This window comes from Roseateles sp. GW821-FHT09H11, assembly GCF_059415845.1.
Genome location: NZ_JBWKOA010000002.1, coordinates 778,755 through 795,069, shown reverse-complemented (window position 1 = coordinate 795,069; position 16,315 = coordinate 778,755). Strand labels below are relative to the sequence as shown.

Here is a 16,315-nt window from a genome sequence, read left to right as displayed (position 1 = left end):
GTCCATCGATGATAGGAACAAGCCTGAACAATGTTGCTGCAACATCACGGCCTTTCACGAGTCGATAGTTCTCCGTACAGTCGATTCAAATCACAAACCCTCTCGAAGGTCAGAATGAACGCAAGAAAAGTGCAGAGCAAGAGTGTCGTCGCCACGGATCTCTCGCCGGCCACCCTGGACAAGATCGACAAGGCGATCCTGAGGGCGCTGCAGAAGGATGCGTCGATCTCCAACGTGGCCCTCGCCGGCAAGGTCAACCTGAGTCCGCCAGCCTGCCTGAGGCGCGTGGAACGGCTCAAGGAGGCCGGCTACATCAAGGGCATCGTGGCGCTCCTCAATCCGTCCGCGCTGGATGCCGGGATGCTGGTGGTGATCGGCGTGGTGCTCGACCGCTCGACACCGGAATCGTTCGCGGCGTTCGAGAAGGCCGTGCAGAAGGTCCCCGGCTGCCAGGAATGCCATGTCGTGACCGGCGAGTTCGACTACTTCATGGTGGTCCGCGCCAAGGACAACGCCGGCTACAACCGCCTGCATGCCGAGCACCTCCTGCATCTGCCCGGCGTCCGGCAGGTGAGGTCCTTCATGGTCCTCAAGGAAGTGCTCTCCACCACCGCGATTCCGATTGCCTGAGTTCGTCCGGACCCCGTTCGGACTCCATTTGCACCTCGTTGGAGCCCGCTTGATTCCCCCTGAAGCCATCCCTCAATGGCGCGTGGAATTAAATTTCTTCTCAGCCATCAATCCTCTAATCTTCTTAGGCGATCAAGCGTGAAGATCGCATCAAGGCCTGTTCGAACGACGATGTTCACAACCTCATTTCGCGGCACTCCTCCTACCATTTCGTAGCCGCCAAGTCCTTCCTTTCTGATCGATGTCGCGGCCACATCCGCGTCACAAGCCATCGGCCTTGGCCGATCAGAAAGCAATGGAACATTCGCATCCGAACCCCGTCAGCGCCGACGCTGCCGGAACGACCTACGACTTCATCATCTGCGGCGCCGGCACGGCCGGCTCCGTCGTCGCGGGACGTCTGGCGCAGGACCCCAACGTCAAGGTGCTTCTCATCGAAGCGGGTGGCGACGACGATCTGCCGGAAGTGATGACGCCCGGCCAGTGGCCGCTGAATCTCGGATCGGCGCGTGACTGGAACTTCAGCGGCGCGCCCAATCCGCATCTGAACCACCGGTCGATCCCGCTCAACATGGGTCGCGTCCTGGGCGGCGGATCCAGCATCAACGTGGGACTCTGGGCGCGCGGCCACAAGAACGACTGGGAGGACTTCGCCGAGGAGTCCGGCAACCCCGCGTGGAACTACGAATCCGTGCTGAAGATCTACCGGCGCGTGGAGGACTACCGCGGGCCGGCCGATGCGCTGCGGCGGGGCGCGGGCGGTCCCGTCCACGTCGCCGCCGTGCAGGATCCGCAGCCGATCGCCCGGGCACTGGTGGAGGCCGCGCGCGCGAGCGACATCCCCCACTTCGACAGCCCCAACGGCGCCATGATGGAAGGTCTCGGCGGCGTCGCCTTCAACGACCTCATCGTCAAGGACGGCCGCAGGCATTCCATCTACCGCGCCTACGTCCACCCCCGACGCGGCCAGTCGAACCTGACGGTGCTCACCGGCACCGTGGTGAGCCGGCTGCAGTTCTCCGGCCGCCGCGTCGTGGGCGTGGAAGCGCTGCGCCACGGCCGCATCGAGCGCTTCAACGCCGATCGCGAAGTCATCCTGTCCCTGGGCGCCGTCAACACGCCCAAGCTCCTCATGCAGTCCGGCATCGGGCCCGCGGCGGAACTGCACCGTCACGGCATTCCCCTGGTCCAGCACCTCCCCGGCGTCGGCGAGAACCACCAGGACCATGTCTCCTTCGCGGCGATCTTCGAGTATGAGGAACCGCAAGCCGTGGGCTACGGCGGATCGGAAGCCACGCTGTACTGGAGCAGCAGCAGCGCCCTGCGACTGCCCGACATGTTCCATTGCCAGGTGGAGTTCCCGGTGCCGAGCGCGGAGAACGCCTCGCTCGGCGTTCCCGCCCATGGCTGGACGATGTTCGCCGGACTGGCCCATCCGCAGAGCCGCGGCCGCATCACGCTCTCCGGACGCGAGTTCACGGACGCCCCCGTGATCGACACCGGCACCTTGTCGCACCCGGACGACCTTCGCAGCGCGATCCGGAGCATCGAGCTGGTCCGCGAACTCGGCGCGAGCCCGGCCTTCAAGGGGCTTGTCAAAGGCGAATCGCTGCCCGGCCGGATGCAGGGCGAGGCGCTGGCGCACTACCTCCGCAATGCCGCCGTGACCTACTGGCATCAGTCCTGCACGGCCAAGATGGGCCGCGACGCGATGGCGGTGGTGGACGGGCAACTGAAGGTCTACGGCATCGACGGCCTGCGCATCGCCGATGCCTCGGTCATGCCGCACGTGACCAGCGGCAACACGATGGCGCCCTGCGTCGTCATCGGGGAGCGCGCCGTCGAGGAGCTCGTGTCGACGCACGGTCTCCGACTTCCCTGACCGGATCCCCTCGCCGGATCCTTCCACCCGAGCGGACCGTGTCGTCGGTCATCCACCGGCCGTGTTGGCCCGCATGCAGTTCCCCCACCCAAGGAGATTCATCATGAGCAGACAAGCCATCCTTTCCGCCGTCCTGGCCGTTTCCGCCACGGCCGGTCTGTCGGACCTCGCGTCCGCGCAGACGGCCCGGAGTAGCTCGGAGGTCAAGCCTGCCCGGAACGTGGTGCTGGTGCACGGCGCCTTCGCCGACGGGTCGGGCTGGCGCGGTGTCCACGACGACCTCACGAAGCGCGGCTACCGCGTCACCATCGTGCAGAACCCGCTGACCTCGCTGGCGGACGATGTCGCCGCCACCAAGCGCGCACTGGCGCAGCAGGACGGCCCGACCGTGCTGGTGGGACATTCCTGGGGCGGCACCGTGATCACCGAGGCCGGCGTGGATCCCAAGGTCACGGCGCTGGTCTACGTGTCGGCCCTGTCGCCGGACGCCGGAGAGACGACGGCGCAGCAGTACACCGGCTTCACCACGCCGCCGGAGTTCGTGCTTGACACACTGCCCGACGGTTTCGGCATCGTCCGTCCGGACAAGTTCAAGGCCGGTTTCGCCGCGGACGCCAGCGATGCGGACGCCGCCTTCCTTCGCGACAGCCAGGTGCCGATCAACATGGCCTCGTTCGGCACGAAGCTGCAGAACGCCGCGTGGCGCAGCAGGCCGAGCTGGGCGGTCATCGCGACCGACGACAAGGCCTTCGACCAGCGCATGCTGCAGTCGATGGCCAAGCGCATCGGCGCGTCCGTGACGGAAGTGAAGGCCAGTCATGCGGTGTTCATGACGCAGGCAAAGGTCGTGGCCGACGTCGTGCACCGGGCGGCGCAGCAGGGCGTGCAGGTGGCGCGCTGAGCGGACGGCGCGGCGGGCGTGGTGTCTTGCGAGACCATGTTCTGCCTGCGAGGCGAGAACGCCACACGAGGGTTTGGCACGACATGTGGCAACGCTATATTTCAGCGCCTCACACGCCTGCACAAGAACCCGCCCCATGCGCCGCATCCGACCGACGCTCGTTGTCCTGCTCCTGCTGCTGAGCACGCCCGCTGCCGTGTGGGCGATGACACCCGAGGAACTGGAGCAGACGCCCACGCTGCCCCGATGCCAGAAGGAAATGGTGAATCTGACGCCACTCTTCGATCGCCGTGACGAAGGCATGACTCGAGAACGGGCGTTGGCCATTGCCGAGGGCGCGGGTGGCGCCATCATCTCGACACGCGCGGTGCAGATCGCCTACGACTTTCCGAAGATGCCTCGGGACGGTACGCAGCTCTATACGCTCTGGACCTGCCACGCGCTGGCGCACTACGTTCCCGTGCGACCGCTCAAGGAGATCGAAGCCGAGATGCAGGCCTGCTTCAGCAAACCGGCCTGGGATCGCGAATCCTGCGGTCCGGCCTTGTATCTCAAGGTCATCGGTCTCCCAGCGGACTACCAGTCCCGCGGGAAGCAGGTCGTGGTCCTGCCGCCGCCGATCCCTGGCAACACGCCGGTGAGCCGCGCCGCATCGGCGCCCTGAATCTGCTCTTCTCACCGGTCGCCGGACTCCTGAGGGTCAGGCCTTGTCGGCACGACCAGACCGAGCACCGCCTTCGCCACCGAGAACGTCATGCCCTTGATTCACAAAGCCGCTCTGCCCCTTGCACTGATGGTCTCGACAGCGCTTGCGCACAGCGCCCCCACCGACATTCGTGACGTCGCTGCGGCGATCCTCCCCGTGCCTCTGGTCGCGGAGTACACGTGCGGCGCCTTTGCCGAGGCTGAGATGCGCCCGGCGTTCGCGGCGCGTTGGTCAGACAAGGTCCGGTCGGCGGCATCGCCCCGCACGACCCTGAAAGAAGCGTTGACCGAGTACGTCGGGCTCATGCGCGCGTTCTGCGACGACGTGCAGTCGGCGTTCAAGGGCAAGGACGCCCTCGTCGTCGAGATCTATGCAGCTCAATTGCCCGGCTTCGATACGGACATGTCCCGCGTCCTCGGCGACGCGAAAGTCATGTCGTGGCTGAAGCGGGAGACGGATTTCCTCAGGAAGAGCGTCGTGCTGGGCAATGCCTACCGGACGGCGAAGGTGATCGCTCCGGACCTCTTCGGACCGCCGGATCCTTTCCGGGTCAAGCACGTCGAGTACAAGCAACTCATGGAGATGTCCACGGGCACCATCGCCCAGATGGAGCGCTTCGACCTGATTACCCTGCTGCGCGATCCCGCCTTCATCGACAGCGCGCCCAAGGGATTCGATGAGGGCTGGTGGCGGACCGAGGAGAAATCCTTGCGGGAGGAAGGCAGCGGGCTCGCCTGGAAGCTCAGCTTCAATTCGAACGCCAACGAGCTCACGCGCAGGTATGTGCTCTCCGAGGAATACCAGACCAGGCTGGGGCTGGCTCCGATCAGGGAGCGTCATCTCCGGAAGTTCCGGACCGGGCCGCAGGGCAAGTAGCGGACCCTTTGCCGCTGGGCGACTGGAGGAAATCATGCCGAAGCGGCTGGTCGTGTTCGACCTGGACGAGAGGCTCGTGCACGCGCGAAAAGATCCGCTGTGCTGAAGGAGTCCCCCACTCACCGGCTCGCTCACGGGCATACTGACCGGGTGCCCTTCACGCTTTCACAATATTCAGTCGTCCGTGTCTCAGCGATTCGCGAAGGTCGCTTCAGCGGACCAGCGGTCCACGATGCTCGACATCCTCGGCTCGGGGACATCGGCGCGGTGCTTGAGATCCACACAACGCCGGAACTGGCGTATGAGGTCGAGTGCTCAGATCCTCAGACCGGTGAGACCCTCTGGCTCAACGCCATGTTTCCGGATGAGTTGGAGGCCATCGCAGAGCAAGCTGTCGCGCCGTACCCAGGTGTCAAAACTTGATTGCGGCCTGCGGAGAGCCCTCGTCTTCGTCAGTCCCCCGCGTTGACGGACGCGTCAGTGCACCGCACCGCTGACGGCGAAGGAGAAGACCCACGGTGGTCTTCGAGGCGCCGGACGATGCATTGCGTCACGCCGGCACGACAACCTCAGTATTTCCGCAGCCACAGCTCAGCATTCTGCTGATGTGCCGCAAGCGGCGGCCGCCACATCCTCTCCTTTCCGCGTGACGGCGCTGTAACGATGCATTCGGATCAAGGGAGTCGGGATGACCAGTACCTACAGACACGACAGCAACTGCACGACCAGCCGCGCTGCAGCCGTGACGCAGTCGCGTCGGTCAGCCGCCGCGACGGCGCCGACCGGCATTGACGCCTCGCCCCGCATGCTGGCGCAGCGCCGGACGATCGAATCCCTGTTCGGCGCTCAAGCGGCCGCCCCCTCCTCCCCGGCACAACGCAGGGAACTGCCCGGCGCCTACGCCGCGGCACGTGCCGCGCTGGCGCCGGAGGTCGCGCGCGAAACGCCCGCAGGCACAGGCCCCGTGCAACGATTGACCGGGGCTTATGACGAGGCCGGCAAGCTGATCGCCGCCTATTCGCCGGACTCCTACGACAAGTGGGCCGCCCGCCTGCAGGAGGCCGAGGACCTGGGGTTCGCCGCACCGACACTGGCCGGGCATGCCTCCAAGCGATCCGGCACCGACGACAAGGGCGAAAAGAACCGACAGCAGCAGAACAACACCCGGCTCGAGAAGTGGTGGAATGAATTCGAGAAATGGAAAAAGAAGAACAAGAAGGATGACGACGAGGACGAGGACGGCGCCTCCGGCGGCGCGGTGACCACCTCGAGCAGCGGGAGCGGCCAGCGCTCCGAGAGCCATCGGGACACGTACAAGCAGCAGCGGAAGACGGAAAAGCGAGAGGCGTACGAGTCCAAGTCGACGTATGTCTATGTGCCGCCCTGGAAAGGCGGCCCATCGGCCTGGACCTCGAATCGCACCGGTGATTGACGGACGACCCCGGAGACGATGATCAGGGGTCAGGTGTTGCCAGTACGGAAAATGCCTCGGCCGGCATGCAACGCTGGGGCGCGCAGCAAGCCAGCCGTGGTCAAGCACACGCTGAATCCTCGCGCCTAGTTGCTCCCGTTCTTGATCTCCGGATCGGCGGTGGCGACCAGCCAATCCACCTTGTCGCCGGCGGCCGGCGAGCGGAACACCAGGATCACGCCTCGCGTCATGCCCGGCAGCACCGGGATGACCAGCGAGGTCTCCTTCGGATTTCCCGCCGCGATGAAGCTGTTGTTGAGGTTGCACGGCGAGTCCAGCGTCTTCGCCACGGCCGACATCAGGGTGAGGTCCAGCTCCTCCTTGGGCTTCTCCCCCTTTTGCGTCGTGGCGCGTTGGCTCAGCTGGAAGAAGTAGAAATCGCTGCGCATGGGCTTGTGATCGACCCGGTTCCAGCAATGGTCAAAGTAGCGGCACTCCACCAGGGTCGTTTCCACGTCGCCGTTCGGCACCGTCTGCAGGGACCACGGCACCACATAGAACTGCGCCACGCCCGGAGTGCCACGGGTTGTTTCGGTCGTCGTGTCGTCAGTCGTTGCGAAATCAGTCATGACACAGGTTTCCTTGTCGTCGTTGGGGTTGGGGTTGGGGTTGGGGTTGAAGTGGGGGTTGAAATGGGGGTCGAAGGAAGTGCGGAAATCGTGAGCCGGTTCGGCGCGTAGCCGCCCGCGCGCAGGCGCGCCGCCGCCTCGGTGTCGGCCGCCGACTCGCCCAGGCAGCGCCGAGCCGCGAGCCAGGCCTCCAGCACGAGGCCGCCCTGCCCGGCCATCACCGCCGAGCCCAGACCGTCGCGCAGTTGCAGGCAGACGCCTCGCGAGCTGGTCGCGGCGTTGTCCCGCACTCCTTCTCGTACTCCGTCTCGCGCGCCGTCGCGAGGGCCGTCGCGGGGTCCGTGCGCCTCGGGCATCGCCAGCGCCATCAGCCCGAGCCGCGCCTTCAGCTCGAGGGTCTGCCAATGCCGCGGCGCCAGCGCGAGCAGCGACTGCACCTCGTCACCGGCCGCCGCATGCAGCCGTTGGAAGTCCTCGCGCGCGCCACCGCGCGCCGCCAGCATCGTCTCGGCGACCGCCAATCGCGCCAGCACCTCGCGGCGCATGAATTCGCGGCTCGGCTCCGCGTCGGGCCGCGCGGGCACCTGGCCGCGGAGCGCGTCCAGCGCTTCGCGCACCGCCATCCCCGCGTCCGTCTGCAGCTGCAGGAGGCTGGCCTGCGCATGCAGCCGGTCCGCCGACCAGTAGCGGTTGCTGGCATCGCGGCGCTCCACATCGCGCAGGAGCTCCACCGCCGCGCTCATCACCGCGAGTCCTTCGTGGACACGGCCCATCGCCCACAACGCATCGCCGCGCCGCGCCTCCACCGTCGCCAGATCGCGCTGGCGCACGAGCGCGTCGGGCGAGCGCGCCGCCAGCGTCGCCAGCGGTTGCCGGGCCAGGTCGAAGAGCGCCAGCGCCTCCACAGGATTGCCCCGGACATACGCGACCCGCCCGAGCCAGATGCGCGAGCTCGCCACCGACTCCTGCGCTTCCGCGTTCTCCGGCTTCAGCGCCAGCGTCGCCAGCTTCATCGCGAGCGCCTGCTCGAACCAGCGCTGCGCCTCGTCCCAGGCCGCGCGCCGGACCGCGATGGAGCCCAGGCTGTTCACCGCGAACGCGAGTTCGACCGGCGCGTCCGCGTCGTCGGGCAAGACCTGGCGCCAGGTCTGCGACGCCTGCCGGTAACGCGTCATCTCCTGCGAGGCCGTGTCGAAGTCACCGGCGTCGTAGGCGATCTGGCCGAGCCAGAACGACGCGGCGCCCAATGTCTTGTAGTAGGCGGCGGGATCCTGCTGCGCGGCCAGCGACAGCGGCGCCAGCAGCCGCCGCGCCGCCTGCAGCGCATCGATCGCGATGTCGGTGCGACCCTGTCCGCGGCTGCTGTTGACCTCGCCGATCACCACCAGCGCCCGGGCGCGCTGCAGCGCGTCGGCGGGCGTCTCGCGGCCGCCCTCGGCCGGCGCCAGCAGCTTCACGCCCTGTTCGCCGATGCGGCTGAGCACGTCGAGCTGCCCCATCGGCCGCAGCTTGTCCGCCAGCTCGCCCAGCATGAAGGACGCCAGTTGCCGGCTCTGGCGCTGACGTTCCGCCGCGACCTCGGCCTGCCGCGCATAGCCGATCGCGGCAATGCCCGCGATGCCGGCCAGCAGGAAGGCCCCCGTGCTCGCCGCGCCCAGGCCCCAGCGCTGGCGCCGCAGGCGCCGCTGCGAGCGCTCGATGAAATCCCGCTCCTCATCGCCGAACAGCTGCGGCGCCTCCGCCAGCGCGCGCGCCGCCGTCCACAGCGTCGAGCCGCGCGGCATCAGCAGCGGGCCGGCCCGGTCCGCCTCGATCCAGCGCGCGACCCACGGCCGCAGTTCGTCGCGCGCGGCCAGCGACGCGCGGTGCTGCGCGACCCACGACGTCACGCGGGGCCAGCGCCGCAGCAGCGCTTCGTGCGCGACGCGGTAGCCGCTCACGCCTGCGCTTGCCCCTCCACCCAGCCCTCCGTTGATCGCCCCGTTCGTGCCTGCGTTCAAGCCTGCGTTGCCGCCGGCCAGATCCGCCACCAGCAGTCGCGCATCGACGAAGGCGCGCACCAGCGCCTGTTCCTGCGGATCCGTCAGTTCGGACGCGGCGATCCAGCGGCTGGTCGGCGACGCCTCCTCGCCGCCCAGCGTGACGAGCCGGGGCAGCAGCCGCGGCAACGCCTCCTGCTGGGCCGCCGGCAGCTCGCCGAGCAGCGCCTCCGCGCGGCGCCCGATGGCGCCTTCCAGGCCGCCGAGGTCCTCGTAGGCCGACCACGCCAGCACGTCCCCCGGCGCGCGGTGCAGGTAGAGCTGCTGCAGCGTGTACTGCAGCAGCGGCAAGGCATCTGCCGCCTGCATCGCGTCGATGCACAGCCGGTCGTCGAGGCGGTTCAGGCCGCTCTCGTCGGCACCGTAGCTCAGGCCCGCGGCGCGCGCCGGAAGGCGGATCATCTGCGCGATCGCGCGCGCGTCGGGCGGCGCCAGGTCCAGGTGGGCGCCGTCCTCCTTGCCGCGCATCAGCGACGGCCAGCGGGCCAGCGCGGCATAGAAGTCATTGCGGCAGATCGCCAGCACGACCATCCGCGCGCTGGTCACCAAGCGGTCGAGCATCGCGAACCACGCGCGGAGATGCCCGTCGTCGTCCTGGAAGATCGCCTCCAGCCGGTCCAGCACCAGCAGCGGCGGTGCCTGCGCGCCGCTGCGCAGCGCGCGCGTGGCGTCCAGCCCGATCTCGAGCTGCCGCAGCACCTCGCCCGGTGCCTCGCGCAGATCCGCGGCCAGCGTGTCGATGCTGTAGCCGGACAGCAGCGGCACGCCCTGGCATTCCCAGTCCAGCATCGCACCGGCCACCCCGGCCCAGGCGTCCAACCCGCCCAACGCGCCGAGGTCCACCAGCGCCGCCGCGCTGACGCGCAGCAACGGGCCGCTGGAGCCGCCCAGGCCGGTGTCCGGCGCACCGCCGACCAACGGCGCCGAGCCCGAGCCCGAGCCCGAGCCCGAGCCCGAGCCCGAGGTCGAGGTCGAGGTCGACCCCGAAGCCCCTCGCGTCAACGCCGGCACCAGGCCCGCCTGCACCAGCGAGGTCTTGCCCGAGCCGCTCGGCCCCAGCAGCACCACCAGCGGGTGGCCCGAGCGCCATTGCCGCGTCAGACGCAGGTGCAGCGCCGCGACGGCATCGTCGCGGCCGAAGAACACGCTCGCATGTGCCGCGTCGAACGGCTCCAGCCCGCGGAACGGCGACAGCCCGCGCCACCCGCCGGCGTGGCTGCGCGGCCCTTCCGCCGACAGCACGCCGATCGGCGCCACCAGCCGGTAGCCCTGCTTGCGGATGGTCTCCAGGTAACGCGGCGAGGTGGCGCTGTCGCCGAGGGCCCGGCGCAGGCCGGCCACCACCTTGTGCACCGGGTTGTCCCCGAGCGTCGTGGCCTCCGGCCAGCAGTCCTGCAGCAGCGCCTCGGCGGACACCACCTCGCCCGGATGACGGCACAGCGCGGCCAGCACCGCCATCGGACGCGGCTCCAGCGTCACGGTCTCGTCATCGCGACGCAGCCGGCGCGTGGGCACGTCGACGATCCAGTCGCCGAGCAGGAAGCTCAGCGGCTCGCCCGCCTTCATCCCGCGAGCGGACGTCGCGGGCGGCGGACCCTCCTCGGTCCTCGGATCCATTGCTTCACCTCCTGAGCCCGGCCTCTTCGGACCGTGAGCGCGGAGTCTAGGAGCGGCGGCCCCGCACGTGTGCATGTCCACCCCGAAAGGGTTGACAGCTTGACAGGGGACAACGCGCGCTTGCGCCGCAACCGCGATCCGCCAGTGCGGCGGTCCGAGCCGAATCTCCGCAAACCCGGCCCCCAACATCGGCATCCGTCGGATGGGATGCGAGGGCGCGCGCTCCTATCGTTCAACGCATCGACAGCCCGGTGCCTCCGCACCTCCAGCCGTTCCCCCACTCGCCCTTTCGCCACCGCCTCGCCGCCCCTTCACCCGCTCCTTCATCCGCGCCCTCACCCGCAGCCTCAACCCACCGGCCCACCATGATCGACGCCGCCCTCCTCCACATCGCCGGCCACCTGAACGCCGTGCTGCGCCGCTCGCACCAGTCGGCGGAGGACCTCGTCGCCGTGACCGCGCTGCATGAAGCGGACGGCGCCCCGGCGGCCGGCGCGGCGCATCGGCTCTGCGCCTTCCTGGTCAACCTGGAACGCGACGCCGTCCCCGGCATGCCGGCACACACGCTGGGCAGCGGCGACCGGATGGCGCGCTCCGCCCCGCCGGTCCAGCTGAACCTGCTGGTGATGTTCGCGGCCAACTACGGCGGCAGCACCTATCCGGAGGCGCTCAAGCTGGTCTCCAGCACCATCGCCTGCTTCCAGGCCACGCCGGTGCTCGATCCGCAGAATTCGCCCGGCCTGGACCCGCGCATCGACAAGCTCACGCTGAACATCGAGCCGCTCACCCTGCACGACCTGTCCACGCTGTGGGGCGTGCTGGGCGGCCGCTACGTGCCGTCGGTGCTCTACCGCGTGCGGCTCCTCACCATCGACGCCCGCAAGCCCGACGCGCAACTGCCGCCGGTGCGCACGCCGGCCGTCGGTGTCCACGGCTGAACGGGCGGGAGCACGGCATGAGTCACAGGGGCCCCTACTTCCCGTTGCTGCAGGTGAACGTCGACCACGGCTACTACGCCGACGGCCGCTGCCGCGGGCTGCGCTTCGTCCCCGTCGGATCGACCGCCGAGCGGCTGCGCCGCGCCGACGCGCTGGTGCGGGCCGACGGCGGATCGCTCCGCATCGACGGCCCGGCCGAAGCGGTCGAGCATCTGCGCGCCGATGCCGAGGACGCCGCGTTGAGCTGGTGTGTGTTCGCCACCGACGACGACTTCGCCTGCGGCACCGAGGACGCCGCCGACCGGCCACGCGAGCTGCTGTGGGTCGAGCCGGGCCGATCGGACGGCGATCCCTCGGTCGTCCTCGATGCATCGCCAAGAGCGATCGACGCGCCCGAATGCCAGCCGCTGCTGACTCAGCGCGACCGTCGCCTGCCGCCCTTCGCGCTGCTGCACCTGCCGCTGGCGCATCTGCCGGCGCAAGGTCCCTCGCGCGATCCCGCGGCCTGGCCCGTGCGTCATCGCTGGCCGCTGGCGCCGCGTGCCACGGTCTGGAAGTACTGCCTGCTCGGCGACTGGACCGAGCCCGCGCTCGCCGTCGTCGACCTGGCCGGCGAGACCGATTTCACCGCGCCCGCGCTGGAGCGCCTGGACGACGGCACGCCGATGCTGGCGATCCGGTCCCGCGGCCGCGTGCCGCTGGCGCAGCGCTCGCCGCGCCGATTCCAGCTGCGCAGCCGCATCGAGGCGGGCGCAGGCAACGACAAGGTGCTGATCCGCCGCCTGCCCACGGCAGCGGCGCAACTGCTCGCCCGCGAAATGATCGACGGCCAACCGGCGATCGTCTCCGAGATCCACGTGCATCGCTAACCCGCAGAGGAGGCCGCCATGGCTATGAAGACACCCGGTGTCTATATCGTCGAGAAGAATGCGTTTCCCAATTCGGTCGTCGAGGTGGCCACCGCGGTGCCCGCCTTCGTCGGCTACACCCGCCGGGCCGAGAACGGCGGCAAGTCGCTGCTGAACAAGCCCTGGCGCATCAGCTCGATGGCGGAGTACCACACCTACTTCGGCCACGGCCCCGACCCCCACCTGACCATCGCCGAGGCGCCGCCCAACACGCGCTCCGACTTCCGCGGCGACGACAAGGACTACGCCCTGACCCAGGCCGACGGCGCCGAAGGCGGCCGCTTCCTGCTGTACCACGGCATGGTCCACTTCTTCCAGAACGGCGGCGGTCCCTGCTACGTCGTCTCCGTGGGCAACTACGGCGGCCTGGTCGAGGCGCAGGCGCTCACCGACGGCATCGACACGCTGATCAAGGAGCAGGAACCGACCATGCTGGTCATCCCCGACGCGGTGCTGCTCAAGCGCGCCGACTGCGTCGCGGTCCAGCAGGCCATGCTGCAGCACTGCGGCGGCCGCATGCGCAACCGCATCGCTATCCTCGACGTCTGGAACGGCTACCTGGACCGCAAGGACCCGGGCGGCGATCCGATCGAGGGCTTCCGCAACGACCTGGGCGTCAACTTCCTGGACTTCGCCGCGGCCTACTACCCGTGGGTCAACACCACCGTCGTGCAGGACAAGGACCTGGACTACACCCGCATCGCCAACCCGGCGCTGCTGGCCCAGCTGCTGCGCAAGGAGCTGTCGCTGCCCGACGCCGTCGACCCCGCGATGCCCCCGCGCGCCGCGCAGCAGACGCAGGCCGTGGCCGACATCCTCAAGACCGACGAGGACTGGACCAAGTACGTCACCGACCTGGTCAACACCTCCACCAAGTCCGACCTGGAGAAGCAGAAGGCGCTGACGCCCGCCGCGCTCGCCGTCGCGGTGGAGACGCACAAGTCGCTGCTGCACAAGAGCCTGGTCTCGATGAGCCCGCTCTACAACACGGTGATGACCGAGGCGCGCAACCGGCTCAACCTGCTGCCGCCCTCGGCCGCGATGGCTGGCGTGTACACGATGGTCGACAACAGCCGCGGCGTCTGGAAGGCGCCCGCCAACGTCAGCCTCAACGGCGTGGTGTCGCCCGAGGTGACCATCTCGCACGAGGACCAGGAAGACCTCAACGTCACGACGCAGGGCAAGTCGATCAATGCGATCCGGTCCTTCATCGGCGAGGGCGTGCTCGTCTGGGGCGCCCGCACGCTGGACGGCAACAGCCTGGACTGGCGCTACATCAACGTGCGCCGCACGATGATCATGCTGGAGGAGTCCTGCCGGCTGGCGTCCAAGGCGATGGTGTTCGAGCCCAACGTGGCCAATACCTGGGTGACCATCAAGAGCATGATCTCCAGCTTCCTCACCGGGATCTGGAAGCGCGGCGGCCTGGCCGGCGCGGTCCCCGACGACGCCTTCAGCGTCCACGTCGGCCTGGGCGAGACGATGACCGCCGAGGACATCCTCGAGGGCATCCTGCGCGTGACCGTCCTGGTCGCCATCAGCCGCCCGGCCGAGTTCATCGAGATCACCTTCCAGCAGCAGATGCAGAAGTCGTGATGCCGCGCGTCCCCGATGCCATCGGCATCGCGGGCGTCCCCGGATCTCGGCGCGGCATCGCGGCGCCATATCGCGGCGCCGTATCGCGCACCCTCAATTTTCGACCTCATAACCCTCGTGGAGGCAGGCAATGGCAGACGACGGATCAGCGCAATCGGGCACGGTGTGGCCCCTCCCCAAGTTCCGTTTCGAAGTGAAGTGGGACTCGGCGGTGATGTCCTTCCAGGAGGTCTCCGGCCTGGACGTGGAAGCCCAGCCCATCGAGTACCGGCACGGGGACAGCCCCGCGTTCTCGGTGCTCAAGATGCCGGGCATGAAGAAGTACAGCGACGTCACGATGAAGAAAGGCGTCTTCAAGGGCGACAACAAGTTCTGGGACTGGTTCAACGAGATCAAGATGAACACCATCAAGCGCAAGCCGGTGACCATCAGTCTCCTGGACGAGGCCGGCAAGCCCACGATGGTCTGGACGCTGGCCAACGCCTGGCCGACCAAGATCACCAGCACCGACCTGAAGTCCACCGGCAACGAGGTGGCGATCGAGACCATCGTGATCGCGCACGAAGGCCTCGTCATCGCCAACGCCTGATGCCGCCGGTCCCGCCCGCGCCGCCGCTGCCGCCCGCGGCCCGTCCGTCGGCGCGGGTGAGCCCGACGCCGGCGGCGGCGAAGCGGCCGTCCGCGGCGGCCGGCGCCGCGGGTCCGGGCACCGCGTCGGCCTCGGCCGCGCTGCGGGCGGAGATGCTCTACCCGCCGCCGGCCTTCCGCTTCGCGGTGACCTTCGGGTCGGCCGGCAGGAACAGCGACAACGCCTTCCGCGAGGTCACCGGCCTGGGGCCGGAGCTGGACACGGAGACGGTGGTCGAAGGCGGACAGAACACCTTCGTCCACCAGCTGCCCAAGCCGGCCAAGCATCCGAAGCTGGTGCTCTCGCGCGGCGTCGCGACGATGGAGTCGGGCCTGCTGCAGTGGTGCCAGGAGGTGCTGGAAGGCGGCTTCGCGCAGCCCATCGTGCCGCAGCTGCTGCACGTCTTCCTGCTCGACCAGGACGGCGGTCCGCTGCGGGTGTGGTCGGTGCGGAACGCGTATCCGGTGAAGTGGTCGGTCGAGGCCTTCCAGTCCACCCGCAACGAGGTCGCCATCGAACGCGTCGAGCTGGCCTACGCCGGATCGAGCCGCCTGGTGTGACGGCACGGCAGGACGACCACGACCGCCCCGGGATCAAGACCTGACCCCCGATCGAGAAAGACCATGAGCATCGAAGTCAGACAACTGCTGATCCGCTCGCAGGTGACGCCCGCACCGGCGCCGCCCGCGCCCGCGATCGCCCAGCGGGACCTGCAGCGGCTGCGCGAGCAGCTGCTCGCCGAATGCCGCGCCTGGCTGGCCGACCGGCTGCGCGCGCAGCGGGAGCGTTGAGATGCCGGCGCCCGCCACCGCTTCGTCGTCCTCGGCCTCGTCGTCGTCCTCATCGACGTCGTCATCGTCGATGTCCGCCTCGCCGCAGCTGACCCGGCTGCTGCTGACGCGCTACAACCTCAGCAAGACCGGCACGGTCGAGCTGGACAAGGACGTCACCTTCCAGGCGCAGATCAACCCGTCCGAGTTCAGCCACAGCTTCGGCATCCGCTACGACAAGACCAAGTCGCAGGGCTCGCCGGGCGTGGAGCCGAAGTTCAGCGCCATCGACGACGAGCGGGTCAACTTCTCCATCGTGCTGGACAGCACCGGCGTGGTCCCGCCCGTGCCGGGCCAGCCGACGGACGTGAAGGGCCAGCTCGCCCAGCTCAACAAGGTCGTGTACGAGTACATCGACCTGCGCACCGAGCCGCCCTACGTCCGCGTGCTGTGGGGCACGCTGATCTTCTTCGGCCGGCTGGAGTCGCTGAAGGCGCAGTACACGCTGTTCAAGCCGGGCGGCGATCCGCTGCGCGCGAAGGTGGACCTGGCCTTCGTCGGCGCGATGAGCAAGGAGGAGGAGCGCCGCGTCACCAGCCGCGCCAGCACCTCCGACCTGACGCAGACGGTGAAGATGAAGCAAGGCGATTCGCTGGGCGCGCTCTGCGAGAAGATCTACGGCGACTCCTCCGCCTTCATGAAGGTGGCCCGCTACAACGGCCTGAACGACTTCCGCGCCATCCCGCCCGGGACGGTGCTGAAGTTTCCACCGGTGGGGAAGTGA

15 protein-coding genes are annotated in these 16,315 nt (G+C 68.7%); 13 read left to right on the top strand and 2 right to left on the bottom strand.

The genetic code is table 11. The annotated features are described in order from the left end of the window. Positions 1-114: 114 nt before the first annotated feature. The 6 genes from AC07PR_RS10660 (at position 115) to AC07PR_RS10635 (ending at position 6,427) form a co-directional block, all read left to right on the top strand. Entirely contained in the window at positions 115-630 is a 516-nt protein-coding gene (locus AC07PR_RS10660) for an Lrp/AsnC family transcriptional regulator (RefSeq protein ID WP_377154485.1), read from the top strand. A 295-nt stretch (positions 631-925) separates the two neighbouring features. Beyond that, the gene (locus AC07PR_RS10655; RefSeq protein ID WP_495135264.1) at positions 926-2,512 is read left to right on the top strand and encodes a GMC family oxidoreductase; all 1,587 of its coding nucleotides are present in this window, start codon (positions 926-928) and stop codon (positions 2,510-2,512) included. Positions 2,513-2,615: 103 nt separating this feature from the next. Further along, positions 2,616-3,413, top strand: a complete 798-nt coding sequence (locus tag AC07PR_RS10650; RefSeq protein WP_495135263.1) for an alpha/beta fold hydrolase — start codon at positions 2,616-2,618, stop codon at positions 3,411-3,413. Positions 3,414-3,549: 136 nt separating this feature from the next. Next, positions 3,550-4,077, top strand: coding sequence for a hypothetical protein (locus tag AC07PR_RS10645; protein ID WP_495135262.1), 528 nt, complete (start codon positions 3,550-3,552; stop codon positions 4,075-4,077). A gap of 90 nt (positions 4,078-4,167) precedes the next feature. Continuing rightward, positions 4,168-4,995 carry a hypothetical protein gene (locus tag AC07PR_RS10640; RefSeq protein ID WP_495135261.1) on the top strand — a complete coding sequence of 276 codons (828 nt, stop codon included), beginning with the start codon at positions 4,168-4,170 and terminating at the stop codon, positions 4,993-4,995. A gap of 688 nt (positions 4,996-5,683) precedes the next feature. Further along, positions 5,684-6,427: a hypothetical protein gene (locus tag AC07PR_RS10635; RefSeq protein WP_495135260.1), complete on the top strand. Its 744-nt coding sequence runs from the start codon at positions 5,684-5,686 to the stop codon at positions 6,425-6,427. A gap of 125 nt (positions 6,428-6,552) precedes the next feature. Here AC07PR_RS10635 and AC07PR_RS10630 read toward each other — a convergent pair whose 3' ends face one another. Both AC07PR_RS10630 and AC07PR_RS10625 read right to left on the bottom strand, forming a co-directional pair. Beyond that, on the bottom strand, positions 6,553-7,035 hold the full coding sequence (locus AC07PR_RS10630; RefSeq protein ID WP_495135259.1) for a hypothetical protein: 483 nt from the start codon (positions 7,033-7,035) through the stop codon (positions 6,553-6,555). Then, positions 7,032-10,691: an nSTAND1 domain-containing NTPase gene (locus AC07PR_RS10625; protein ID WP_495135258.1), complete on the bottom strand. Its 3,660-nt coding sequence runs from the start codon at positions 10,689-10,691 to the stop codon at positions 7,032-7,034. The genes AC07PR_RS10630 and AC07PR_RS10625 overlap by 4 nt, the downstream gene beginning before the upstream one ends. A gap of 365 nt (positions 10,692-11,056) precedes the next feature. Between AC07PR_RS10625 and AC07PR_RS10620 the strand changes: the two genes are divergently transcribed. The 7 genes from AC07PR_RS10620 (at position 11,057) to AC07PR_RS10590 (ending at position 16,315) form a co-directional block, all read left to right on the top strand. Further along, the gene (locus AC07PR_RS10620; protein ID WP_495135257.1) at positions 11,057-11,629 is read left to right on the top strand and encodes a Pvc16 family protein; all 573 of its coding nucleotides are present in this window, start codon (positions 11,057-11,059) and stop codon (positions 11,627-11,629) included. 17 nt (positions 11,630-11,646) lie between these two features. Then, positions 11,647-12,498 carry a hypothetical protein gene (locus AC07PR_RS10615; protein ID WP_495135256.1) on the top strand — a complete coding sequence of 284 codons (852 nt, stop codon included), beginning with the start codon at positions 11,647-11,649 and terminating at the stop codon, positions 12,496-12,498. Between the two features lie 18 nt (positions 12,499-12,516). Next, complete coding sequence (locus AC07PR_RS10610; protein WP_495135255.1) at positions 12,517-14,133, top strand: phage tail sheath family protein; 1,617 nt, start codon at positions 12,517-12,519, stop codon at positions 14,131-14,133. A 130-nt stretch (positions 14,134-14,263) separates the two neighbouring features. After that, a complete protein-coding gene (locus AC07PR_RS10605) occupies positions 14,264-14,722 on the top strand; it encodes a phage tail protein (RefSeq protein ID WP_431104049.1) in 459 nt (152 codons plus the stop codon). Further along, entirely contained in the window at positions 14,722-15,321 is a 600-nt protein-coding gene (locus tag AC07PR_RS10600) for a phage tail protein (RefSeq protein WP_377154465.1), read from the top strand. Before AC07PR_RS10605 ends, AC07PR_RS10600 begins: the two co-directional genes overlap by 1 nt. A gap of 63 nt (positions 15,322-15,384) precedes the next feature. Next, positions 15,385-15,552, top strand: a complete 168-nt coding sequence (locus tag AC07PR_RS10595; RefSeq protein ID WP_297526290.1) for a DUF5908 family protein — start codon at positions 15,385-15,387, stop codon at positions 15,550-15,552. Between the two features lies 1 nt (position 15,553). Then, on the top strand, positions 15,554-16,315 hold the full coding sequence (locus AC07PR_RS10590) for a CIS tube protein (protein WP_377154462.1): 762 nt from the start codon (positions 15,554-15,556) through the stop codon (positions 16,313-16,315).